The sequence below is a fragment of the Photorhabdus antumapuensis genome (assembly GCF_020387775.1).
In the GTDB taxonomy this organism is placed as follows: Bacteria; Pseudomonadota; Gammaproteobacteria; order Enterobacterales; family Enterobacteriaceae; genus Photorhabdus; species Photorhabdus antumapuensis.
This window is the reverse complement of record NZ_JAHZMK010000024.1, coordinates 202,980-227,483: the sequence shown is the minus strand read 5'-3', so window position 1 is coordinate 227,483 and position 24,504 is coordinate 202,980. Positions and strand designations below refer to the sequence as shown.

Sequence of the window (24,504 nt, the reverse complement as noted above, 5' to 3'; positions counted from 1 at the left end):
ATAAGGCTATTAGGGAGCGACAAAAACAGGTGTGAAATCTGAGAGCAAAGAGTCGGTAAATTAGTGTACAGACTGATTAAGATTTGCATTGGTTAACGATTGTAGTTATATTCTTTATGCTATCAATCGTTAACTTGAGGTGCATTATGCAAACTTTATACAGGAAGACCAGACTTAATAATAACGTGTCGGCACCTCATGATGAGTACGACGACGCTGATGCAGCGGCTGATCGCCTTGAGAATATCATTAAGGAACTGGCTGATGGTATTCGCAGTAAAGGTAAGGCTAACATCAAGCGTCAGCTAGCGTTGCCGGATAATCAGTTTCTGATGAATATGTTGTTTTTGGCGATACCGGCACGGGCGCTTGCTGAACTGACGCCGGAAAAGAAGAGGTTACTCAATCGGGTGCGTAGCCGCGCGCGCTTTTTTGACAACGTGCGTGAAAACGGTGGTGTGTTAAATTCTGCCGAGGTAGCGAGTTTGCTAGGTGTCAGTAAAGTAACCGTTAAAAAGAAAAAGGACACAGGCAAATTACTGGCTTTGGAATACGATGGCGAGTTTATTTATCCCGCTTTTCAGTTCACCGATGATGAAAGCAAAGGCGAAAAAGGTGTGTTCAGGGGAGTGGCGGAGATCCTGTTTCATCTTGGTCATTTCAGCGGTGTAATGCAGTACGGATTTTTCGTGCAAAAACGTAATGTACTGAATCACCGTTTACCAGAAGGGCAAGAGTTCACTGTCATTGGTTTGCTGAAAGATGGCGTTTCAGATGATGAACTTCAGCAGCTAATCCGTTTAGCTAAGTCGTTTGGTACTCAAGATGCTGCATAGTAAAAATAGAGGGGAACGGGCACTATGCCTGCTCCCCTTTTTGTCATATTACGGGAATATCCAGGTCGTTCACTAGGATATCTTCGGCAATTTCTCCTTCATGCTCAAATTCCCTGAGCACTTTGAGTTCCTTGGTATGTATCACGTCTTTACCAGAAGAATCGTCATGCCAAAGCACGATGCAAGGCTCAAGCGTGACGTTAGACACGTAAGCCAGTCCATCCGCGTGCAGTGATAGCTTCGCCGCGAGTTGTTGTGTGATCCTGTAGTCTGTGCCGGTTAGTTGATGGGCGGTGATATGCATTTTTGGTGCAAGCCGGGTAATGTCTACAATACGTAGATCTTTCTCTGTTACCAATGTAGCCATATGGTACCCATCCAGTTCCCGGTCTGTAATGGCTGGCAGACGTTGAAACACCTCCTTCATCGATGTTCTTGGCGAGCTGGCAAGATATAAATTGCCATCTGTGCCGTTCGTTAGCCCGTACCGGGTATGCCCTCCATCGCGGTTAAAGTGTATTCTTGCCTGTTTCAGCCATATGTTGTCTCCGGTGTTATTACATTAACTGGTCAGTGAAGATACTCGACGCTGTGTATTTATCCAGTTATAGGCAGTATATTACAGACAAGGGGCAGGGTATATATTTTGATGCAGAGAAAGGTTGGGCAATGTACCTCACTGCGTATTATCAGTTAGCCGTGAGAATATGCAGCAGGACAATATTGATGTATTCATTCACGGGAATGATGTGAAATATTTATTATTTCTCTTTTCTTTAATCGTATTGCTGGATTATTAATATAATCATTGAATTAATATGTTATGCAATAAATTATTGTGCAATAATTAAAGTCACCATTTGCATTTTGTTTTTATGCAATGATATGCTTTATTAAACAGAATAATGAGTTAATGGTAAATAAATCATCAGGATTTACCATGATATTATAGTCTAATGTGATGTAATCAATTATTTTTTAGGTTGACTGGTAAGATAATGATATTAAAATAATAATATATTTTTTGTGTATATTTGTCATCGGTTTTATTACATAATGAAATAATCTATCAGTTAGTATTACATAATTCACAAATAACGATTCTATTAGCTAAGAGTATTGAAAATACTTATTTATGATTATGGTGATATATCTTCATTAGCCTACTTTTATAACTAGGGAAATTGACATTATCAATCCATGTATAAATGGTAATCAATATGCAGAGAACTCAAAGAGTTGTTATTACAGGTATGGGAGCGGTCACACCGATTGGTGAAGATGTTGAATCATGTTGGCAAAGTATTATCGAGAAACAACATCGATTTCACAGAATTGAATTTCCTGACTCGTTCATTAATTCACGTTTCTTTTCTTTCCTTGCACCCAATCCATCACGCTATCAGTTATTACCAAAAAAGTTGACTCATATGCTTTCTGACTGCGGAAAAATGGCGTTGAAAGCGACTTATCAAGCTTTTACCCAAGCATTTGGCGTGAACATATCACCTGTTGAATATTACGATAAATATGAATGTGGGATAATACTTGGCAGTGGTTGGGGGGCTGTCGATAGTGCCGGAGATCATGCCTGCCGGTATAAGGAAGTTAAATTAGCTCATCCCATGAGTAATCTTATCACCATGCCAAGTTCCATGACGGCGGCGTGTTCGATTATGTATGGACTACGTGGTTATCAGAATACCATTATGGCTGCTTGCGCAACGGGTACAATGGCGATAGGTGATGCCTTTGAAATTATTCGCTCAGGGCGGGCAAAATGTATGATTGCCGGAGCCGCTGAATCACTTACTCGAGAATGTAATATTTGGAGTATTGATGTATTGAATGCATTGTCGAAAGAACAAACGGACCCAAATCTTGCATGTTGTCCATTTAGTCTTGATCGTTCTGGATTTGTATTGGCCGAAGGAGCGGCGGTGGTTTGCCTGGAAGATTATGATTCGGCCGTCGCGCGTGGTGCAACGATTCTGGCGGAAATTAAAGGTTATGCTCAATATTCAGATGCCGCTAATTTAACCCGGCCGACAGAAGATATTGAACCTAAAATATTATCGATAACCAAAGCCATCGAGCAGGCGCAGATTTCGCCGGAAGATATTGACTATATTAATGCGCATGGTACCTCTACACCGTTAAATGATCTTTATGAAACTCAGGCAATTAAAGCCGCACTAGGCCAATATGCTTATCAGGTACCTATATCAAGCACAAAATCTTATACCGGTCACCTTATTGCTGCCGCCGGTAGTTTTGAAACTATTGTGTGTGTGAAAGCATTGGCTGAAAATTGCTTACCAGCAACATTGAATTTACATCGAGCTGATCCAGATTGCGACCTTAATTATTTACCTAATCAACATTGCTACACTGCTCAACCAGAAGTGGTGCTTAATGTCAGTGCAGGTTTTGGGGGACATAACGCTGCGTTGGTTATCTCTAAGGTAAGGTAACTGATATGTTGATTTTTGAAATAGAAGATATTGAACATTGGTCGAATTTCTCTGGGGATTTTAATCCTATCCATTATTCGGCGAAAAGTGAGTCTTTACACAATATGCAGCAACATCCAGTGCAGGGAATGTTGAGTCTGCTTTATGTCAGGCAACAGTTCTCTCAATTAACTTCCGCTTTTACATCTGGAATACTGAATATTGATACGTTATTCCGCCAATATGTTTATACTGCATTACCTCATCAATTGAGAATTGATACTAAAAGCAAAACGTTTAAATTGGAAAATCCTAGCAAAGAAAGTACGTTGTCCGGCAATACCAGCGTAGAAAATACAATGGAGTCAATTGAAGATTGGATCGTTCAGGATAACTGTCAAAAATTAACGATAAAAGGGGAAGAAGTTTGTGAAAAGTATGCTGTCTTTAGACATTATTTCCCCAGTGTTACTTCTATTGGATGGTTCTTGGATGCGCTTGCTTTTCATCTTATTATTAATTCGACAAGATTTCTTAATTTTGAGCACTACCATTTTAACCAATTACAGGATTACTTGAATCAATCTTTTACTTTGCATACCGGACAAGCGATTAAAATCAGGAAGGAGGTTGTTAATAGTACAATATTATTATCTTCACCGGATATCTGTGTTGAATTAAATCCTCCTTTACTGATTAAGAATGGTCATAAAGATTATATCCGTATTTTTTATTATCGATGTTTATATGATAAAAACCCTATTTTTGTATCAAGGACTTCAATTATTTCTAAGATGAAATAAAAGGAAAGCGAAATGCCAACACAAAGTGAAATGTTCACTGAAATAAAGAATAGAATATTAATGATGAAGGATATAGAAGATGCGGAAATAACACCAGAATCTTCTTTTGTATCGCTTAAATTTGACAGCCTTGACTATGTGGAAATTCAAGTGTTTGTATTGGAAACGTATGGCATTATGCTTAAAGCTGAACTTTTTTCAAATCATTCAATTTCAACATTAAATGATCTTACTCATCATGTTAAATCTAAATTATAAGCTGAGTTTTTACTTAATTCTGTTTTTTTTACCATTAATATTAAGAGGTTATAATGAATATTATAGAACAAGGTAAAGTTGCTGCTTTATATTCAGGTTATTCGGAGACAGAAGGTTCTTCGTGGGTTGGCAATTTTTGCTGTTTTTCAAGTGATCGAGAACATTTGCCTATTATCGTGAATGGGCGTCGTTTCTTGATTGAATTTGTTATTCCAGATCATTTACTTGACAAAACGGTTAAACCTAGAGTATTCGATTTGGATATCAATAAACAGTTTTTACTACGTCGTAATCATCGTGAGATAAATATTTATCTTTTAGGTGTAGGTAATTATATGGATAGGACGACGACAGATAGAAAATTGTTCGAATTAAATGAAGATGGTTCATTATTTATTAAGACATTGCGCCATGCACTTGGTAAATATGTTGCTATTAATCCTTCAACTACGCAATTTATCTTCTTTGCAAAAGGAAAGTTCAGTGAATTTATCATGAATGCCTTGAAGACAGTTGAAGACGAATTATCAAAACGTTATCGAATTAGAATTATTCCTGAATTGCAAGGGCCATATTATGGTTTTGAACTTGATATTCTTCCTATTACAGCTTAATTCACAATATTATGGAGAGTGTTATGGAAAAGAGAATAACAACATTTACCATTGAGAAAACTGATGACAATTTTTATGCTAATGGGCGTCATCAATGTATGGTAAAAATCTCTGTACTTAAACAAGAATATAGGAATGGTGATTGGATAAAATTAGCTCTTAGTGATGCTGAAAAAAGATCGATTCAGGTGGCGGCATTAAGTGATAGCCTCATATATGAACAACTAAAAATGCCTTCAAAGTGGACAACGACAGATGCGAGAAATAAATATGATCTTGGGTTATTAAATGGTGTTTATAGTGCCGATATTTTTATTGAGGAGCCGGTAACAAATCATGCGGGAGATTGCTGTACAAATGAAAACTATCAGAAAAGTGTGAAAAGTGTTCCTGAAATTATTTATCGTTATGTCAGTAGTGATAGAACAAGTACAGAATACCTAATGGCAAAAATGACGTTCGAAGATACGGATAGGAAACGTACACTAACAACGAATATGTCGGTTGGTGATGAAGTTTTTGATAGTAAGATTTTATTAAAAGCCATTGCTCCTTATGCGATTAATGCAGATAAATTGTATGAAAAAGTCAATATATTGTTTGATGAAACAGAAGAGCCGACAAAATCCGATACTCATCATCAAACAATTAATCTTTATACCTGGACATTACCGCATCACTTGAAAATTTTGGAAGGGAATGACAGCACAGTGAATAATGTATATAACCTTGGTAAAAATCCAGAAGATGATAGATTTTTGACAAGAGCAAGAGTATTTAAACTAGGACCCTCAGATGTAAATGCTAAGGATGACATGAGTGGAGGGTGTGTTATGGGCCATTCTTATATCGTCACTGTTCCAGACACGCAGCTTGCTGCTGAAGTGATCCATGTAACAGGATGTTCATGGACGACCGGTTATCGCGATGGATATCATGATATCACGATCATTGATAACTACGGTTGTCAGCATAAATTTAGAATATCTTCGGTTAATATTGGACGTGCGTTAAGCATAGCGAGAATAAGTTGATTTTCCTTAGTAAAAAACCTTTGTCTATGCTGGTAATCGCATGTGCGTTTACCAGCAATTAATATATTCCGTTATTGAAATAGAGATATAGCGATATCTGTTATTGTACATAAACGAATTTTTACTCAAATATAATCTTAATTGATCAAACAGGAAATTTAAAATGAAAGCTACCGATATATATTCCAATGCTTTTAATTTTGGTTCTTATATTAATACCGGTGTTGATCCAAGAACAGGTCAATATAGTGCAAATATTAATATTATCACGTTAAGACCTAATAATGTTGGTAATTCTGAACAAACATTGAGCCTATCATTCTCTCCATTAACAACGTTAAATAATGGCTTTGGTATTGGCTGGCGATTTTCATTAACGACATTGGATGTAAAAACACTTACATTTAGCCGAGCAAATGGGGGGCAATTTAAATGTAAGCCATTGCCACCTAATAATAATTATATTAGCTTTAAAGATAAAAAGCTAAAAGATTTGCGCGTATATAAACTCGATAGTAACACTTTCTATGTTTATAATAAAAATGGCATTATAGAGACACTTAAACGAATTGGATCGAGTGACATTGCAAAAACGGTTGCACTGGAATTTCCAGATGGTGAAGAATTTGATTTTATTTATAATTCAAGATTTGTATTGTCCGAAATAAAATACCGTGTGACAGGTAAAACTTATCTTAAACTCAATTACTCTGGAAATAATTGTACATCAGTCGAATACCCTGATGATAATAATATTTCTGCGAAAATAGCATTCGATTATCGTAACGATTACCTTATTACGGTGACTGTACCTTACGATGCTTCTGGTCCCATTGATTCTGCCAGATTTAAGATGACCTATCAGACATTAAAAGGGATATTTCCGGTTATCAGCACCTTCCGTACGCCAACCGGTTATGTTGAGCTGGTGAGTTATAAAGAGAATGGGCATAAAGTGACGGACACGGAATATATTCCTTATGCTGCTGCACTCACTATTCAACCCGGAAATGGACAACCTGTCATCAGCAAATCCTATGAATATAGTTCAGTACATAACTTCTTGGGCTATTCTTCTGGCCGGACAAGCTTTGATTCCAGTCAAGATAATTTGTATTTGGTCACAGGGAAATACACCTATTCATCCGTTGAACGGGTTTTAGAGGGTCAAAATGTTGTTGCAGTAACAGAACGAGTGTTTGATAAATTCCATTTAATGACCAAAGAAGCAAAAACACAAGATAATAAGAGAATTACAACAGAAATTACTTACAATGAAGATCTATCAAAAAGTTTTTCTGAGCAACCAGAAAATTTGCAACAACCATCTCGGGTGTTAACCCGTTATACGGATATACAGAAAAATACTTCACGAGAAGAAACTGTTAATATTAAAAGCGATGATTGGGGAAATACTCTACTTATTACTGAGACCAGTGGGATACAGAAAGAATACGTTTATTATCCGGTGAATGGTGAAGGTAATAATTGTCCTGCTGATCCCTTGGGTTTTTCCCGGTTTTTAAAATCAGTTACGCAAAAAGGATCACCTGATGCTGCTCAAAGTGTCGCAGATAAAGTAACTCACTATACATATCAAAAATTGCCTACTTTTACTGGTGCTTATGTTAAGGAGTATGTCAGTAAAGCCTCAGAGACGATAGACAGTAAAATAGCGAGAACCTTTAGTTATGTTAATTCACCGACGAGTAAATCTCATGGCTCGTTAGCGAAAATAACGTCAGTGATGAATAACCAGCAAACGGTCACCACATTTAAATATGAATATTCGGAAAGTGAGATGACCACAAATGCTACGGTGACCGGTTTTGATGGCGCACATATGGAATCGAAAAATGTGACGTCTATTTATACCCATCGGCAGCTCCGTAAAGTTGATGTAAACCACGTAATTACAGACCAGTCTTATGATCTTTCGGGCCGAATTATAGGACAAATTATTGACCCCGGCACGACGAAAGAAATTAAACGTAGTTATGTTTATCAATATCCGGGGGGTGACGAAAATGATTTTTGGCCGGTGATGATAGAAATTGATTCTCAAGGCATCAGACGTAAAACTCATTACGATGGAATGGGACGTATTTGTTCGATTGAAGAACAAGATGATGATGGTACTTGGGGCACATCGGGGATTTATCAAGGCACATATCGAAAAGTTCTTGCCAGACAATATGATGTTTTGGGGCAATTGATCAAAGAAATTTCAAATGATTGGTTATGGGATTTATCTGCTAATCCTTTAACTCGCCTGACTACTCCTTTGGTTACAACGAAAACCTATCAATATGATGGTTGGGGAAATCGTTACAGCACTGAATACAGCGATGGTCGGATAGAGCTGGAAATCCATGATCCTATTACGAGGACAATGACTCAAGGGGTCAAAGGATTGGGGATGTTAAATATTCAGCAAAATAATTTTGAGCAACCCGCTTTGATCAAAGCTGTGCATCCTGATGGTATGGTATATAGCACGCGTACCTATCGTTATGATGGATTTGGTCGTACTGTGACTGAAACTGATGCAGAGGGTTACGCTACCCAAATTGAGTACGATGTATTTGATCGCATAGTGAAAAAAACTTTGCCAGATAGAACAATATTAGAATCTGCTTATGCAAGCTTTAGCCATGAAGAATTAATTTCTGCACTGAACGTGAATGGAACACCGTTGGGGGCATTAGTTTATGATGGTCTTGGGCGGGTAATAAATGACACGGTGGGTGGTCGTAAAACTGAATATTTATATGGACCTCAAGGTGATAAACCGATTCAATCTGTCACTCCTGCGCATAATAAACAAAACATCGATTATCTTTACTCTTTCGGTAGCGTGATGTCCAAATTTACCACAGAGACAAGCCAACAAAACTTTCGTTACCATTCGAAAACGGGGGCATTATTATCTGCGTCAGAAGGCGTATCCCAGAGTAATTACAGTTATTTTCCATCGGGTGTATTACAGCGAGAATCATTTTTACGGGATAATAAACCCATTTCATCGGGCGAGTACCTTTATGCGATGTCTGGTTTGATTCAACGTCATAAAGATAGTTTTGGTCATAAGCATGTTTATAGTTACGATTCCCAGCGAAGATTAGTTAAAACAGAGCAGGATGCACAATACGCTACATTTGAATATGACAATGTTGGGCGATTGATAACAACGACGACCAAAGACACAACGTCATTATCCCAATTAGTGACAAAAATCGAATATGATGCTTTTGATCGAGAAATAAAACGCTCGTTAATTAGTGACTTTTCAATACAAGTAATTACCTTAAGCTATACGAAGAATAATCAAATTAGTCAACGTATCACCTCCATCAATGGGGTGGTTATGAAAAATGAACGTTATCAATACGATAGTAATCAACGCCTAAGCCAGTACCAATGTGAGGGAGAACAATCTCCGATTGATCATACTGGCCGTGTGTTAAATCAGCAAATTTACCATTATGACCAATGGGGAAATATTAAGCGGCTCGATAATACATATCGAGATGGTAAGGAAACGGTGGATTATCATTTCAGTCAAACCGATCCAACTCAACTTATTCGTATTACCAGCGACAAACAGCAGATAGAGTTAAGTTATGATACTAATGGCAATCTAACACGTGACGAAAAAGGGCAAACGCTCATTTACGATCAGAATGATCGCCTAGTGCAGGTCAAAGATCGGCTGGGTAATTTGGTGTGCAACTACCAGTATGATGCATTGAACAAATTAACCGCACAATTTTTAGCGAATGGTACCGTGAATCGACAGCATTATGCTTCCGGTAAAGTGACGAATGTTCAATTGGGCGATGAAGCGATTACTTGGTTGAGCAGTGATAAACAACGAATTGGACATCAGAGCACCAAGAATGGTCAATCAGTCTACTATCAATATGGTATTGACCATAACAGTACGGTTATCGCCAGTCAGAACGAAAATGAGTTGATGGCTTTATCCTATACACCTTATGGCGTTAGGAGTTTAATTTCTTCATTACCGGGTTTGAATGGCGCGCAGGTCGATCCGGTAACAGGCTGGTACTTCTTAGGTAATGGATATCGTGTTTTCAATCCGGTTCTCATGAGATTTCATTGCCCCGATAGTTGGAGTCCTTTTGGTCGGGGAGGGGTTAACCCTTATACCTATTGCCAGAGCGATCCCATAAACCGGATTGATTTGAACGGTCATCTTAGTGCTAACGGGATATTAAGCATTGTGCTAGGGGCAATTGGCATCACTGTCGGGATTGTGTCACTGGGGGCTGGAGCGGCAATTAGTATGGGTCTCATTGCTGCGGGGAGCGTTTTGGGGGCGATTGCTTCTACCAGCGCGTTTGCAGTTACTGCGACCGTCATTGGATTGGCTGCTGATTCGATAGGAATTGCCTCAGCAGCATTATCGGAAAAAGATCCAAAAACATCTGGAATATTAAATTGGATTAGTCTTGTATTAGGTGTTGTGAGTTTTGGTATCAGTGCCTCTTCGCTGGTAAAATCGGCACGGAGTGGTTCTCAGTCAATCAGCGCGGGTGTTATCGGGTCAGTGCCTCTTGAATTTGGTGAAGTTGCCAGCCGTTTCAGCAGACGATGGGATATCGCGTTATCTTCGATATCGTTGGGCGCAAATGCGGTGTCGCTCTCTACGGGGATAGCGGCGGCTGCGGTTGCAGACAGTAATGCTAATGCAGCTAATATCTTGGGGTGGATTTCTTTAGGTTTTAGGGCCGTATCGACGACTACGGGGATAATTGAGCTTGCCCGTACAGCTTATGCAGTGAATCATCATACTTGGGAACTTAGTTCATCAGCAGGTACTTCGGAGGGAAGTGAAGCTTATACGTTGTCTCGTTTCGCTCCACTGGAACCAGAAGCAGTGAATGTTAACCCACCTCGGGCAGTTGAAGTTAATCAAACGTTTCGAAATAGTACCGGAACTCTATTTAGCCAATCGTCCATTGAAACCCGTAATGTGTTGCGACGTCGTTTGACAATATAAAAATTCTGCGAGCTGAACAAAATAATAACTCTGAGGCGGCATATATGTCGCCTTTTATAAAAAATCGAAAATGGATTTAAAACTATTTTGCAATGCCTAAAAAAAAGGCCAGACAGCGATCCACCTGTTGCATTGTCGCGTAATCCAGTTTACCAAACACCGGGCCTGCTTTGTCTTTCGGGAGAGTCATTGCTTTATCAATCATGACCTGTAACGGTTTATCGAGAACATTAGTAAAAATCTTTGTAAATCTTCTTCCAATGCGGCCAGAGATATCAGGCAAAAATCCTAAAAAATTTTAAAATATTAATCCGGTGTATTCTCGTTACTCGATTTCCTGTTTATTTCCACATGGTAATAATCTTGCTGTATATTATTTTAATATTGATATCGGTGCTGATGATAATTTTTTCGTCAGGTGAATATTTTGCACTTGTCCTAAATAAATCTCGGTGTTTTCTTATTGTTTTTTTAGCAATGTGATGAGTACGAAGTAATTTTGACTGTGGAATATTAGCGATAATCCGATTATGGCATTATACTGTAAAAAAGAGATAATAAACAAGATTGGGGCTATTGAGCCAAGTAAATTAATTAAAAGATGAGGCGCAATGATGACTAATATTTATGTAAACAAATATGCTCCAAATGGTATCGTGATGAAATTCCCATTGGCACCCGATAGAAAGATAGAGAAGTGGAATGCGGAGAGTTTGAATTTTCGCATTTGTACACCAGGATTTATATGGTTGGATGGCCGGAATATTTCAGAGTTTCGCAATTTATTTTGTTATCCAAATATTTCAAATCTTTATCTTGCATTCACGTTTAAAGCACAATTTTTCACTCCACGAAATTTTACGGCAGAAATGTCTAGGGAGAAGCCAACTCACGATTGGTTTTTCAATAATGGGGAATACGTTGAGAACGGTTTTGATAATTTTGGTATATATTCCGATGATACAGGTGCCGGAGAATACAGCATAAATTTAATTGAACCCTGTTGTTATATTATAAAAGAGGGTGAATTGAGTTATAGTGGTAAGGACTCTGTTTTCCCAAATCTATCTTTTTTTGTAAAAAATAAAGTGAGTTCAAATTTTTTAGCGAATTTAATTTCTACAGATTTTCAAGTTATTATTGATTAGTGAATGGTTTTGTTATCTATACCTAATAGATTTCAAGATGCATCGCGACGGCAAGGGAGCGAATCCCCGGGAGCATAGATAACTATGTGACCGGGGTGAGTGTACCTCATTCTCTCTTTCTATTATCTTGCCTCTGGCAGTTTGGTGAGTTTAAACCCTAAAAGTAGGGCCAAAAAGATAAGAATGGCAATAAATAAAACAACACCATTCCAACCTAATTGGAGCCAAAATACACCGCCAAAAGTACCAGCCACACTTGAACCAAGGTAATAACAAAACAGATAAAGGGAAGACGCTTGTGCTTTGGCCCGGCGAGCACGACGTCCAACCCAACTGCTGGCAACAGCATGTGCAGCAAAGAAACCGAAAGTGAGGATTATCATCCCAATGATAATTGCCACCACAGATGATAATAAGGTAATAAGCGTACCGATTAGCATCATACTTATCGTCGCGATCAGCACTTTTCCGAGTCCATATTGATGGGTTAATGTACCTACTTTAGATGCGCCGTATGTCCCTGCCAGATAGACAATGGACAACATACCGACAATTGACTGATTAAAATGATAGGGCGAATCCAATAAACGATAACTTATATAATTAAATAGGGTAACAAAGCCGCCCATGAGTAAAAAGGCTTCAGAAAACAGTAATGGCAATCCTTTATCACGAAAATGTAATCTCAGATTGATTAATAAAGACTTAGGTTTGAGAGAACTTGGCCTAAAATGGCGTGATTCAGGTAACATACGCCAAAACATCATTGCCGCAATTAATGCCAATAAACCTAATACGATGACAGAAACCCGCCATGAGAAATAATCAGTGATAACACCTGATATTAATCTCCCACTCATGCCACCAATAGCATTACCACTAACATAAAGTCCCATTGATAAAGCAACAAAGTGAGGATGGATTTCCTCACTAAGATAAGTCATTGCAACGGCGGCTACGCCACTGAGAGATAAACCAACCAGAGCACGTACAACCAAAATTCCATGCCAACTGGTTATAAATGCACTGAGTAAAGTGAAAAGTGCGGCGGCAAATAGCGCTGTTACCATCACATTTTTACGGCCAATAGCATCAGATAGAGGACCTGTGATTAATAGACCCAATGCCAACATTCCGGTCGAAAGGGATAAAGATAAACTACTAGCAGCAGGAGAAACACCAAAATCATCCGACAACATAGGTAGAATCGGTTGAACGAAATAGAGTAGGGCAAATGCAGCTAATCCTACGGTAAAGAGTGACATCGTCACTTTAATATACAGAGGATCATTTTTCTGAATATAATTTTTCTTATTTTGAATATTTTGGACAAGATGATTATCCGGCGTTGGGTTTTCACTGATACTACTACTGCTATTACAACTACTATTACTACTAGGGCTAGTGCTCACATAATTTCCTTACTTAGCTCATTTACTAGCTTATATTTTGATGAAGATCAAGCATATGAATTGCAAAATATTTTGTCTAATATATTAATCATTAACAATAATATGTATTAGATCTCAAAGGTGATTATGGCTATCGAGTTACGGCATTTACGCTACTTTATTGCAGTGGCAGAAGAATTACATTTTGGTCGTGCGGCAGAACGGCTTAATATTTCACAGCCTCCATTAAGTCAACAAATTCAGTCACTTGAAAATAATATCAATGCCCAGTTGTTAGAACGTAATAACCGGAATGTGAGCCTGACGCCGGCAGGTAACATGTTTCTGAAAGAAGCTTATCAGATCCTGGCTCAGGTTGATGCTGCTGCGACAAAAGCAGCAAGAATGCAAAAAGGAGAATTAGGCGAAATATCTATCGGTTTCACCTCTACGACACCTTTTATGCATAAGGTCACTCTGAGTTTACGGCAATTTCGGGAACGTTACCCGGAAGTCGCTATTCATATGCATCAGATGAATACTAAACAGCAGATTGCGCCATTACTGACTGGACGGATCGACGTTGGCATCATGCGTAATACCCAATTACCCGATAACCTTGAGTATCGGCTATTATTTCGGGAACCTTTTATGCTTGCTGTTTATGATGGACATCCTTTGTTGGAATATGCCCCACAGGGAATAAAGCTCGAAATGTTGGCGGGCTATCCGATGGTGTTTTTTGAACGCGAAGTAGGGACTGCTTTGTATGATGAAATCATGGCATTACTTGCTCAAGCAGGCGTGACACCGATGATTTCACAGGAAGCAGGCGAAGCAATGACCATTCTTGGGCTAGTTTCTGCTGGATTAGGCGTTAGTGTTGTGACTGAATCTTTTACCCGAATGAAAGTGGATGGTGTCCAGTATGTTCCATTGGCTGATAACCATTCTTGCTCTGAGGTCTGGTTGGTAAATCACAAAAAACGGCCAATATCGGCCGCCGCAGACAGACTGATAAACCTACTCATATCTAATATTCTGAATGGAAAAAATGAGTAGAAATTAGCTAAATTTCGTGCTGAATATCACATATTTATTGAAGGAATCATACTTTTTTCCTAAAACCTCGACATAATCAACCAACAATTATTTTGAAACATGAATTAATTAGAGCGTAAAAGGGTAAATAATGGATGGACAACCAGGGCATATTGATCAGATAAAACAGATTAATATTGGTACTGTTTATCGGTTAATTGATCAATATGGTCCAATTTCCCGTATTGAGCTGTCCAAAAAAGCTCAACTTGCTCCAGCCAGTATTACTAAGATTGTCCGTGAATTGGTCAATGCACACTTAGTCATGGAAACGGAATTTTTGGATTTAGGATTCAGAGGTCGCCCAGCGACCGGGCTGAAGCTTGATTCCGAAAGTTGGCATTTCCTGTGTGTCAGTATTAGCTTGGGAAGTTTAATATTGGGACTGCGTGATTTAAGTAGCAAATTAATTGTTGAAGATGTTTTACCATTACCAGCCAACAAGGAAAAATCCTTTTTAGATCGCATTGTTGATGAGATTGATGCATTTTTTGGTCGCTATCAATCTCGTCTTGAGCGTCTGACGGCAATTAGCATGACTGTAAATGCTATTGTTGATCCGGCCAAAGGTTTAATCCACAGTTTCCCTTATTACCAGGTTCAGGAATTACCAATAGGAGAATATCTACATTGTCGCACTGGATTACCGGTATTTCTTCAACATGAAATAACCGCCTGGACGATAGCTGAATCATTATATGGTACCGCAAAAAATTGTCAGAATATTATCCAAATGGTCATTGCTGAACATGTGGGTGTTGGCGTGATTATTGCGGGGCAAACATTGCATGCCGGCAACTGTGGTGTCATGGAGGTAGGGCATATTCAGGCTGAACTTGATGGTGAACGCTGTTATTGTGGGAATTTGGGGTGTCTGGAAACGGTTGTAGGCATCAGCCATATTTTATCCAGAGCAAAACGGCAGTTGGCAATGGGACCCGATTCTTTACTGAACGGTGAACCATTGACCGTTGAGTCATTCTGTCAGGCGGTTAATGACGGTGATACTCTGGCAATGGATATTATTCGTGATGTCGGAGTAAAAATTGGGCATATTATCGCAATTATGGTCAATTTATTTAACCCAGAAAAAATTTTGATAGGTTCTCCTCTTAATGCTTCACAACACGTTTTGTATCCGGTGATTAATGAATGTATTCAACAACACGCTTTGCCTGCCTATAGCAAACAGATTGAATTGGTTGCAACAAAATTCAATAATTCAGGCACATTATCCACGGTAGCATCAGTTAAAAAAGCTTTGTATGATGGTTCATTATTGATCAGTTTAATGAGAGGATAATATACTTGATAGAGGTTTTCTGGTTGTAATATTAATTTTATATAAATTTTTTCGCTAAATTGACATAACGGGTATATACCCAATGGATTTCAAGATGCATCGCGACGGCAAGGGAGAGAATCCCCGGGAGCATAGCGAACTATGTGACCGGGGTGAACGAGTGCAGCCAACAAAGAGGCAACTTGAAAGAGCAATTAAACAAAACATTGAGCTAACGCAATCTCCTTTATAGTCGCATCCTCTAGACTTAAGTGCTCATTAACCGGGTTCTATCTGTCATTATGGAAAACAGAATTTATGTTAACGCGCCTATTTGTTACGGGGACAGATACCAACATAGGTAAAACAATTGTTACCCGTGCATTATTACAAGCTTTTAATCGTGATGGAGCAACGGCAGTAGGGTATAAACCTATAGCCACAGAAGGGTATGAAACAGAAGAAGGTATGCGTAATCGAGATGGCGTGATTCTACAAAAATCTTCTCCTGTTCCGCTTAAATATGAAGAAATTAACCCAGTTATCTGGAAAAACAGGTATTGTGAAGAAAATAAGGTTGATTTCGAACAGATGAAAAAAGGATTAAATAATCTTAGTAATAAAGCAGATCGCGTTATTATTGAAGGTAACGGTGGTTGGCGTGTATTATTGGATGATAAAACTTTTTATTTTGATTGGGTGATTCGGGAAAAAATCCCTGTTATTTTAGTTGTTGGTATTCAGCCTGGCTGTGTAAATCACTCAATTTTAACCGCGCAGGCAATAATAAATGATGGATTGCAATTAGTAGGATGGGTAGCTAACAGAATTAATCCTGGTTTATCGCACTATACGAAAGTGATGGATAGGTTACGCCGTCACATTAATGCACCACAGTTAGGTGAAATTCCTTATATTTTACGTCCGGAAGAAAAGGATTTATCCTGCTACCTGGAGATTTCCACTATATTAAAACAAGTTGGGGGAAATGAGAGTGGATTTGGTATATAGAACCAATATACATACATATACCTAATAAATATCGTGATTGCGATCTATAGTCGATTAATAAGAAAACCTCACTTTTTTGCAAGTGAGGTTTATCCTCAACCTAAAATCTTAGTACTATATAAATAGGCTTGATCTCTATTTACCACAAACACTTGTCATTTCTTTAACAAACTTGGGGATACCATTTATTCCATTATATGCAGATATTTTCATGCATTTTTTGTTAACATTAATGATAAAGAAATCACCTTTAAATAGTGCCCCACTGTCATAGACTCTTGCGCTTCCAAATACATAGGAGGTGTATTCTTTAAGGAAATGTGAATGTCCAACAAAAGCCGCCATAACATTGTACTGTTCAATCAATGATCTAAATCTCTCTTTTTCAGCGGAACTGCTGTTATCGATAAAATGGGCATATCCATCATGAAAGTTTAAAACGACTGCTTTTCCTCTTTTTTGAGCAGATTTGAGATCGCTTTCCAACCAATCAAGGGATTTTGTAATATAAACGGTTGGGCTGATATAGTGGTCTAAATCGACACTATAGGTAGGATAATTTTGCAATTGAACGTAATGAATATCACCAAAATCCCATGAATAAGATAAGCTTCCTTTCCATGCTTTATCATTATAATCATAGGAGAAATTATTCAGTTTTTTACTATAATCGCTTATTTTTTCTGCCATATCAAATACAGCGGATCTGGCGCAAGCATTACGACTGAAATCAAGATTTTCTGGATAAGTACAATCATTAACATTATTTGCATAATCATGATTTCCCAATCCCATAAATAATGGAAATTTTATCTTTGATGTATATACTTCATCAAGGCTTCTTCTGGTACTAGCGCGTCCAAACTCGGTAAGATCACCGTTAACGATACCAAAAGCAAGATGGTCTTTTTCATAAATATTGTTGATGCTGTTTGCTACTTTTCTATTTGATTCTTCCCACGGTTTTTTGTCGGCATTAGGATCACCCCTTTCAGGATCTAAACGCCACGGCTGAGGATCTGACATCACGGCAATTTTATAATTGCTGCCTATATTTTTTTCAGTGAGATAAATATCAATAGTGATACCGGGATATGAGCCTTTAATCACTTTTTCCATTTTATACTTATCTGTCCCCTCAGAAAGATGGATATTATGGTTCTGGGAACCCCAATGTGACAGACTCCAGTAAACATTTAATTTACCCTCACCATTGGGTAAACGATAAATAACTTCTCCATCAGTGCCACTAAATATTTTACCTTTTGAAGAAAATGAGTCGTGGCTATATGCCGGTATTGATGATGATGGCCTTTCAATCCAACTTCCCCAAGGTAAGTTTATTGTTTCAGTCATTAATGAATGTGATGTATTATTATGCAAGTAAATTCTTACATATTGATCACTGCCATATTGTTCATTAATGCTGTTATTTAAACTCAAAGTTTCTTTTTGATTTTCTGCTGCAATGTTACACCCTGATACAACTAATGCTATAAAAAACACCACGATAAAGCGAATTTTCTTTGTGATAAGATCACCCATAACGTTTCCTATTTTAAATTTTCAATATGATGATTCTCTGAGCAAATAAAATATTTAACTCACCATAATTATTTGGCAAATATTTATATTCCAAAACTTTATAATATTAGATTTAATTATTTAAATTGTCAGTTTTAAAAAAGATAATGGTTTATACCTAATAGATTTCGAGTTGCAGCGCGGCGGCAAGTGAATGAATCCCCAGGAGCATAGATAACTATGTGACTGGGGTGAGTGAGCGCAGCCAACAAAGCAGCAGCTTGAAAGATGAAGGGTATATATAGGAAACTATATCAAGGCTATCATTCCGGTCAGCTTGCAAGGGTAGCATTATTAGCGTGTTGTCCACATAGAGATAACGTGAAAAGGGGCCGAAGGCGTATAGCGCCTCGACCTCTATTCATCTCATCATTCATCAACGGTAAAATATTGGCGTAATATTTTCTCTGAACTTTGCGCATCTTCCTTAAGAAAGATGATGTGGGTTTATTTGGAGGTCAGATGAGCTTGAGATTGGCTTCCTTGCCGGGTATACACAATCTTTTTGGTATTATTTTCACAATGCCCAACGATTTTACTTCCAGCTTGTTCAATGTAGTCATTAGCCACAACTTCCAATGTAAAGCCAGATTCCGGCACACCATTATTGATAATTTTCTGCGCAATTTGCTCTTTCACGCTTTCGCATGAAGCTTGTGCAGCAAGTGCAAATGGGGATAGGGTAAAGATCAATGCACTAAATAAAAGCGCTTTCTTCATCTTCATTATCATCACCTTATATTACGGTCTGATAGGCATACCTGTATTGCTGTCTAAACAACGTTCGGTATTGGGTTCCCAATAAGTATTTATATTGGTACTTTTCATACATGCATCACGAGCATCAATGGCTTTATCGAACTTGTCGAACTCTTTCTCGGCACGTTTATTAACTTTAGTGCGAAGATTCTTTGTTTCATCCCATTGTTCTTTACTTTGGCGGGCAGCCTCTTTACTTAAGGCTGTATCTCCACTGCCATTTACAGTGACACAGGTCCCACCGGAAGTGGAAGTGCAGGTTGCCGCCAATGCTGGCGTTTGCCATAACAAGGGTATTGCCAGAGCGATAGCTGGCATAGCTTTTAATATCAAAGAATTACAAATACTCATCTTTTATCCTCTTGAAAGTAGAGTGGGGCCAATTTATACCCTTCATCTTTCAAGCTGCTGCTTTGTTGGCTGCGCTCACTCACCCCAGTCACATAGTTATCTATGCTCCTGGGGATTCATTCACTTGCCGCCGCGCTGCAACCCGAAATCTATTAGGTATAGATGGCACAATAAGAAACTATCAGATAGATAAATTATAAGATAGCATTAAGATATTCAACAAATTATCAAGAAGAATGTAATTATTCATTTCTGTGCACACTAAGCCCGGCAAATGACTGGCAAACTGGCATCATTTCTAGTGTATTAATGTTGACATGAGCAGGTAAATTAGCCACCCAAAAAACAGCTTCAGTGACATCTTCAGCGGTTAATGCCTGCGTGCCATCATAGGTTTTATTCACTTTATCATTGTCGCCTTTAAAACGGACTAAAGAAAACTCAGTTCCACCAACTAAACCGGGTTCTATATCAGTGACACGGATATTTTTTCCCTGCAAATCTGCTCGTAAGCTCAAACTAAACTGTTTGACGAAGGCTTTAGTTGCGCCATAAACATTTCCACCGGAATATGGCCAACTTGCAGCGGTAGAACCGATATTAATAATATGCCCATGATTTCTTTCTACCATTCCAGGCAGCAGAATATGGGTCATATTGACAAGCCCTTTGACATTGGTATTAATCATTAATTCCCAGTCATCCAGGTTAGACTGATGAGCGGGTTCTAATCCAAGCGCTAAACCTGCATTATTGACTAAAATATCGATATGGCGGAGTGATTCTGGTAATTGTTCTATAACTTGATTGATAGCTGCCCGATCAGTTACATCAAGTTGAGCAAAGTAAAAGTTATCACCTAGTTCAGCTTTTAATTTTTCTAACCGTTCTTTACGGCGCCCAGTCGCAATAACTTTAGAACCGTTTTGAATGAATTTTCTGGCAATTGATTCACCAAAACCTGAAGTTGCTCCTGTCACAAAAACGATCATACAAAACCCCTTGTTTACTCTCATTGTTTCTACCTCGGTAGTAAATGGGGTTCTGTATTTTTAGTCAAGAGATGGTTGAAAAACTTTTAGTGATTTTCTTTTTATTCTTCCAGAATCATTTCTGGCAGAGGAAGTTGATCATTAATAATTGCATCCGCAATGCGGATTATATCTTCATCCAACGCACGATCAGTGAGCAAAGGAGGACTGATTTCGCGTACTGCGTGGTAAAATTTAGCGGTTTCAGGCGCAATTTCACTAATATTGCCGCGAAGATAAATAGCCTGACAAACGATCAGAATTGTCATTGAAACAATATTGCGTAATTTCTGCTCCATCTCTAAAACATCTTGAGCAGCATGAAGACCTAAACTGACAATATCTTGATTGTATTGTTCTGTAGCGAGGGTATGAATACCTGATGCAGCACAATCATGGCGAATTGCAGCAACTAAAGCAGTTTGAGAAAGTTGGACTCCTTTAAAACCTTGGTACATGCCGGGTGTCGGACTAAGTGAATTAGGTAATCCACGAGAGAAACGGTTATCCATCATCAGGGCTACAATGGCGTGAAGATGATTGGCGATTAAAGCAATATCCAGTTTTAATGCATCCATTGTCCGGGCAACATATTGTCCCATAAAATTCCCACCGTGTAGAACATCGCCATTTTCTGGATCTATCAATGGGTTATCATTAGCTGAGATAACTTCCCGTTCCAATATTTTTCGAGCGGTAGCTAAAGATTCTGGCACTATACCTAATATTTGTGGTGCACAACGAATTGAATAAACTTCCTGTAAGGTATCATTTAGTCGGGTAATTTCTTGATGATGACAAGCTTTATTGGCTTGTTCTTTAATCCCAGATAATAAGTTAATCTGAGTTGAACCTGCCAATAAATCACGTAATGCACTTGCCACCGCTTTTTGACCAGGATGATTTTTTACTTGTTGAATTCGCGCATCATAATGTTCATGAGATGCAAGTAATGCTTCAACAGCAAGGGCAATCGCTGAGATTGAGGCTTTAAATAGTTTTTCCAGTTTAATGATGGTAATTGCACTGATACCTGACATTACCCGCGTACCGTTAATCAGAGCAAGACCTTCCTTTGCTTTTAACGATAGTGGTGTCAACCCCGCATGTTTAATTGCCTCGGCAGCGTCAATTTCCGCACCCATATAATAAACTTTGCCGATACCACATAATGCTCGTGCGATATAAGATAGAGGAATTAAATCACCACTGGCACCCACTGAGCCATAGCGAGGAACCAGAGGAACAATGTCATGATTAATATGATCAACAATTGTTTGAGCAACAATTGGTCTAGTTGCGGACCAACCTTTGCAAACAGAGAGTAACATAGTAAATTGTGACGCTTTAATACAAGGTTTGGACATATAGTCCCCAGTGCCAGCAGAAAGAAAAGTTAACAGATTTTGCTGATGCTCTGAGATCTTCTCAAATGGCACAACTAAATTGGCATTCCCTCCAAATCCTGTATTGATTCCATATATAACCTCTCCTGAATTTAATTTCTCCTCTAATTTTTCACGGCCATGCGTCAAAAGATCAGTGATCTCCGTTGATATTTCTACTTTTTTTTGTTTTATCGCAATGTCATAGATATCTTCCAAAGAGATAAGGCCATTTTTATTAATAATAATGGTTGGCTGAACATCTTTAGCTTTCATTTTAATCTCCATATATAAGGATGGTAATAATATTTTGAAGAAACGAACACCCCTAAGGATACAAATTAGTATAGATATAAAATATAAAAAGTAGTCAACTAGAAATAAAATTAAAACAAATGGTTCGTAAAAATTAATTTACAAATCTAATGGAGGAGGTAATTGTAATAATGACAATTAATATATTTACAATTTGCAATTATTTGTTTTTACCCTTTGATAATAAATTGTCGGTAATATAAATGTCATTGACATAAATTTGAGTTGACCATTAACAATCAAACAAATAGCAATTATTTGTTTTCCTAAGAATACAGGCTAGAATGTAATTCATGTTACCATGCAAATAAAGTAATTGGAGTGTTCATCGAAAAATAAATTGATATCTAGTCGAGGTGATTTATGTCAAAAATAATCCAGACAGATTCTCTTAGTGAACAGTCTTATAAGATAGATAATTTCAATCCATCAACTGAAACGATAAATTTTAGTTACACATCGGGAAGAGCCGCATTACCAGTCTATAATAAATATGATATCCGAAATAAACCTAAAGTTTTTGGTTATTATACAGATTGGTCGCAATATGACGGTAGATTACAAGGAAATCAAGATCCCATTCGTCGAGGTAGAGGAATAGATTTACAGCACCTTTTAGATAATCCTTTTGCTTATGATAAATTAGTTATTGGTTTCTGTGGAATATTAGGTGATGAGGGCGAAAAAAAGCAGCAAATTAAAGAGCAAGCGCCATTATTTGCCCGCACCAATAATGGAGAAGTGACATTCACAGATGCTTGGGGAGATTGCCAATCTTATCAGAATTGTACTTATTCTGGTTGGCAAGATATCCAAATGCCAAGGGATTTTGATCAATCTAAAAGTATGGGCGTATTAGGCGGATTGGCTAAGGTTCAACAAGCTGCAAAAGCTCAAGGCCATGACCTTATTATGTCATTTAGTGTGGGTGGTTGGACCATGAGTAATGGCTTTTATAATATGGTCAGAGACGAAACACTAAAATCCTATTTCTGTTCGAGTCTAGTTGATATATTCCAACGTTTCCCTATGTTTACCGAAATTGATATTGATTGGGAGTATCCCGGCGTTGCTGGAAATGAAGGTAACATGTATGCGCCAGACGATGGCGATTATTATGTTAGTTTAATTAAAGATTTAACTGCCGCTTTTAAAGAAGCAGGGCGTTCAGATATAAAAATAAGTATCGCGTGTTCGGCGGTACCAGAGAAAATGGAAAAATCAAAAATACCTGAATTACTCCAAGTTGGATTATATGGTATTAACGTTATGACCTATGATTTCTTTGGTACTCCGTGGGCCGAAAAGTTGTTGCATCACACGAATCTCCGTAATTATCCTGGTGGTGAGAATAGTGTAGAAAAGGCGGTTGAATATTTATTGAGTCTTGGTGTGCCTGCATCTGCCATTAATATTGGTTACACCGGCTATTCACGCAATGCCAGAAATACGGTTATTGATAGTGATTCTCCATTATCCGGCAGTTATGATCCTGGTTATGTCCCGAAAAAAGAGCCGAAGATTACAACAACCGGTTCGTTTGAATCAGGGACAACGGAATGGTACGACACGATATATAATTATCTGGATTTGGAAGAAAATAGGGGAAGAAATAATTTTGACTTATATACCGATGAAATAGCAGACGCTGATTATCTCTATAATAAGGATAGTAAGTTGTTTATTTCTCTTGATACCCCTCGTTCCGTTAAAGCTAAGGCACAATATGCACTAGAAAAGAATCTGGGAGGAATATTTACATGGACCGCAGATCAGGATCGTGGTTTATTGGTCAATGCGGCTAGGGAAGGGCTTGGTTGTGAGTTAATCACGAAAAAAATAGACATGACACCATTTTACTTCAAGGGTGTTAATGTTGAGCCGGTCGATCCAGTTAATCCAGAGACAGGGAGTGATTACCCTGTCTGGGATGCAAATAGGGCATATAATGCCGGCGATAGAGTGAGTTGGAACAATCAAAATTGGGAAGCTAAATGGTGGAATAGAGGCACCGTGCCAGATGGTGCAGGAACATCTGATGCTTATCCTTGGGTAAAAATTGCATAATTAATTAAGCCAACAAGCCACCAGTATGATATCTGTACTGGTGGCGGATTGTTTT

19 protein-coding genes are annotated in these 24,504 nt (G+C 38.2%); 12 read left to right on the top strand and 7 right to left on the bottom strand.

Going from position 1 to position 24,504, the window contains the following annotated elements:
* Positions 1-146: 146 nt before the first annotated feature.
* Positions 147-836 (top strand): hypothetical protein, encoded by a 690-nt coding sequence (locus tag KZ793_RS10650; RefSeq protein ID WP_225815313.1) that lies wholly within the window; start codon positions 147-149, stop codon positions 834-836.
* A gap of 43 nt (positions 837-879) precedes the next feature.
* Here the strand turns inward: KZ793_RS10650 and KZ793_RS10645 are convergent, their stop codons facing one another.
* The gene (locus KZ793_RS10645) at positions 880-1,356 is read right to left on the bottom strand and encodes an RES family NAD+ phosphorylase (protein WP_225815447.1); all 477 of its coding nucleotides are present in this window, start codon (positions 1,354-1,356) and stop codon (positions 880-882) included.
* A gap of 700 nt (positions 1,357-2,056) precedes the next feature.
* Between KZ793_RS10645 and KZ793_RS10640 the strand changes: the two genes are divergently transcribed.
* From KZ793_RS10640 to KZ793_RS10610, 7 genes are all read left to right on the top strand, one after another.
* Positions 2,057-3,310, top strand: coding sequence for a beta-ketoacyl-[acyl-carrier-protein] synthase family protein (locus tag KZ793_RS10640; protein ID WP_225815312.1), 1,254 nt, complete (start codon positions 2,057-2,059; stop codon positions 3,308-3,310).
* A 5-nt stretch (positions 3,311-3,315) separates the two neighbouring features.
* Positions 3,316-4,092 (top strand): hypothetical protein, encoded by a 777-nt coding sequence (locus KZ793_RS10635; RefSeq protein WP_225815311.1) that lies wholly within the window; start codon positions 3,316-3,318, stop codon positions 4,090-4,092.
* 12 nt (positions 4,093-4,104) lie between these two features.
* Complete coding sequence (locus tag KZ793_RS10630) at positions 4,105-4,350, top strand: acyl carrier protein (protein WP_225815310.1); 246 nt, start codon at positions 4,105-4,107, stop codon at positions 4,348-4,350.
* Between the two features lie 53 nt (positions 4,351-4,403).
* Positions 4,404-4,964, top strand: a complete 561-nt coding sequence (locus tag KZ793_RS10625; protein ID WP_225815309.1) for a hypothetical protein — start codon at positions 4,404-4,406, stop codon at positions 4,962-4,964.
* Positions 4,965-4,987: 23 nt separating this feature from the next.
* Positions 4,988-5,998 carry a hypothetical protein gene (locus tag KZ793_RS10620; protein WP_225815308.1) on the top strand — a complete coding sequence of 337 codons (1,011 nt, stop codon included), beginning with the start codon at positions 4,988-4,990 and terminating at the stop codon, positions 5,996-5,998.
* A gap of 163 nt (positions 5,999-6,161) precedes the next feature.
* The gene (locus KZ793_RS10615) at positions 6,162-11,024 is read left to right on the top strand and encodes an RHS repeat-associated core domain-containing protein (RefSeq protein WP_225815307.1); all 4,863 of its coding nucleotides are present in this window, start codon (positions 6,162-6,164) and stop codon (positions 11,022-11,024) included.
* A 611-nt stretch (positions 11,025-11,635) separates the two neighbouring features.
* Positions 11,636-12,172, top strand: a complete 537-nt coding sequence (locus tag KZ793_RS10610; protein ID WP_225815306.1) for a hypothetical protein — start codon at positions 11,636-11,638, stop codon at positions 12,170-12,172.
* A gap of 122 nt (positions 12,173-12,294) precedes the next feature.
* Here the strand turns inward: KZ793_RS10610 and KZ793_RS10605 are convergent, their stop codons facing one another.
* Positions 12,295-13,536 carry an MFS transporter gene (locus tag KZ793_RS10605; RefSeq protein WP_225815446.1) on the bottom strand — a complete coding sequence of 414 codons (1,242 nt, stop codon included), beginning with the start codon at positions 13,534-13,536 and terminating at the stop codon, positions 12,295-12,297.
* A 174-nt stretch (positions 13,537-13,710) separates the two neighbouring features.
* On the opposite strand from KZ793_RS10605, the gene KZ793_RS10600 reads away from it, so the two are divergent.
* From KZ793_RS10600 to bioD, 3 genes are all read left to right on the top strand, one after another.
* Positions 13,711-14,625, top strand: a complete 915-nt coding sequence (locus KZ793_RS10600) for a LysR family transcriptional regulator (protein ID WP_225815305.1) — start codon at positions 13,711-13,713, stop codon at positions 14,623-14,625.
* 130 nt (positions 14,626-14,755) lie between these two features.
* Complete coding sequence (mlc, locus tag KZ793_RS10595; protein WP_225815304.1) at positions 14,756-15,967, top strand: sugar metabolism global transcriptional regulator Mlc; 1,212 nt, start codon at positions 14,756-14,758, stop codon at positions 15,965-15,967.
* Between the two features lie 297 nt (positions 15,968-16,264).
* Positions 16,265-16,957, top strand: a complete 693-nt coding sequence (gene bioD / locus KZ793_RS10590) for a dethiobiotin synthase (protein WP_225815303.1) — start codon at positions 16,265-16,267, stop codon at positions 16,955-16,957.
* A 135-nt stretch (positions 16,958-17,092) separates the two neighbouring features.
* On the opposite strand, the gene KZ793_RS10585 is transcribed toward bioD, so the two are convergent.
* The 5 genes from KZ793_RS10585 to stlA form a co-directional block, all read right to left on the bottom strand.
* Complete coding sequence (locus KZ793_RS10585; RefSeq protein WP_225815302.1) at positions 17,093-18,502, bottom strand: metallophosphoesterase; 1,410 nt, start codon at positions 18,500-18,502, stop codon at positions 17,093-17,095.
* 486 nt (positions 18,503-18,988) lie between these two features.
* On the bottom strand, positions 18,989-19,261 hold the full coding sequence (locus KZ793_RS10580; protein ID WP_225815445.1) for a DUF1161 domain-containing protein: 273 nt from the start codon (positions 19,259-19,261) through the stop codon (positions 18,989-18,991).
* A 21-nt stretch (positions 19,262-19,282) separates the two neighbouring features.
* Positions 19,283-19,651: a DUF1283 family protein gene (locus KZ793_RS10575; protein WP_118984847.1), complete on the bottom strand. Its 369-nt coding sequence runs from the start codon at positions 19,649-19,651 to the stop codon at positions 19,283-19,285.
* Between the two features lie 242 nt (positions 19,652-19,893).
* Positions 19,894-20,643: a bifunctional NADP-dependent 3-hydroxy acid dehydrogenase/3-hydroxypropionate dehydrogenase YdfG gene (ydfG, locus tag KZ793_RS10570; protein ID WP_225815301.1), complete on the bottom strand. Its 750-nt coding sequence runs from the start codon at positions 20,641-20,643 to the stop codon at positions 19,894-19,896.
* A gap of 101 nt (positions 20,644-20,744) precedes the next feature.
* On the bottom strand, positions 20,745-22,343 hold the full coding sequence (gene stlA, locus KZ793_RS10565) for a phenylalanine ammonia-lyase StlA (protein ID WP_225815300.1): 1,599 nt from the start codon (positions 22,341-22,343) through the stop codon (positions 20,745-20,747).
* 402 nt (positions 22,344-22,745) lie between these two features.
* Here stlA and KZ793_RS10560 point away from each other — a divergent pair, with 402 nt between their 5' ends.
* A complete protein-coding gene (locus KZ793_RS10560) occupies positions 22,746-24,449 on the top strand; it encodes a glycosyl hydrolase family 18 protein (RefSeq protein WP_225815299.1) in 1,704 nt (567 codons plus the stop codon).
* The last annotated feature ends 55 nt before the right edge of the window (positions 24,450-24,504 follow it).

Bases quoted from the DNA above. Each gene is read 5' to 3' on its own strand.
- KZ793_RS10635 (WP_225815311.1), top strand. From the start codon at position 3,316: ATGTTGATTTTTGAAATAGAAGATATTGAACATTGGTCGAATTTCTCT.
- KZ793_RS10560 (WP_225815299.1), top strand. From the start codon at position 22,746: ATGTCAAAAATAATCCAGACAGATTCTCTTAGTGAACAGTCTTATAAG.
- KZ793_RS10575 (WP_118984847.1), bottom strand. From the start codon at position 19,651: ATGAGTATTTGTAATTCTTTGATATTAAAAGCTATGCCAGCTATCGCT.
- bioD (WP_225815303.1), top strand. From the start codon at position 16,265: ATGTTAACGCGCCTATTTGTTACGGGGACAGATACCAACATAGGTAAA.
- KZ793_RS10615 (WP_225815307.1), top strand. From the start codon at position 6,162: ATGAAAGCTACCGATATATATTCCAATGCTTTTAATTTTGGTTCTTAT.
- KZ793_RS10625 (WP_225815309.1), top strand. From the start codon at position 4,404: ATGAATATTATAGAACAAGGTAAAGTTGCTGCTTTATATTCAGGTTAT.
- KZ793_RS10650 (WP_225815313.1), top strand. From the start codon at position 147: ATGCAAACTTTATACAGGAAGACCAGACTTAATAATAACGTGTCGGCA.
- KZ793_RS10600 (WP_225815305.1), top strand. From the start codon at position 13,711: ATGGCTATCGAGTTACGGCATTTACGCTACTTTATTGCAGTGGCAGAA.
- KZ793_RS10640 (WP_225815312.1), top strand. From the start codon at position 2,057: ATGCAGAGAACTCAAAGAGTTGTTATTACAGGTATGGGAGCGGTCACA.
- KZ793_RS10630 (WP_225815310.1), top strand. From the start codon at position 4,105: ATGCCAACACAAAGTGAAATGTTCACTGAAATAAAGAATAGAATATTA.
- KZ793_RS10585 (WP_225815302.1), bottom strand. From the start codon at position 18,502: ATGGGTGATCTTATCACAAAGAAAATTCGCTTTATCGTGGTGTTTTTT.
- KZ793_RS10580 (WP_225815445.1), bottom strand. From the start codon at position 19,261: ATGAAGAAAGCGCTTTTATTTAGTGCATTGATCTTTACCCTATCCCCA.
- KZ793_RS10610 (WP_225815306.1), top strand. From the start codon at position 11,636: ATGATGACTAATATTTATGTAAACAAATATGCTCCAAATGGTATCGTG.
- KZ793_RS10620 (WP_225815308.1), top strand. From the start codon at position 4,988: ATGGAAAAGAGAATAACAACATTTACCATTGAGAAAACTGATGACAAT.
- ydfG (WP_225815301.1), bottom strand. From the start codon at position 20,643: ATGATCGTTTTTGTGACAGGAGCAACTTCAGGTTTTGGTGAATCAATT.
- mlc (WP_225815304.1), top strand. From the start codon at position 14,756: ATGGATGGACAACCAGGGCATATTGATCAGATAAAACAGATTAATATT.
- stlA (WP_225815300.1), bottom strand. From the start codon at position 22,343: ATGAAAGCTAAAGATGTTCAGCCAACCATTATTATTAATAAAAATGGC.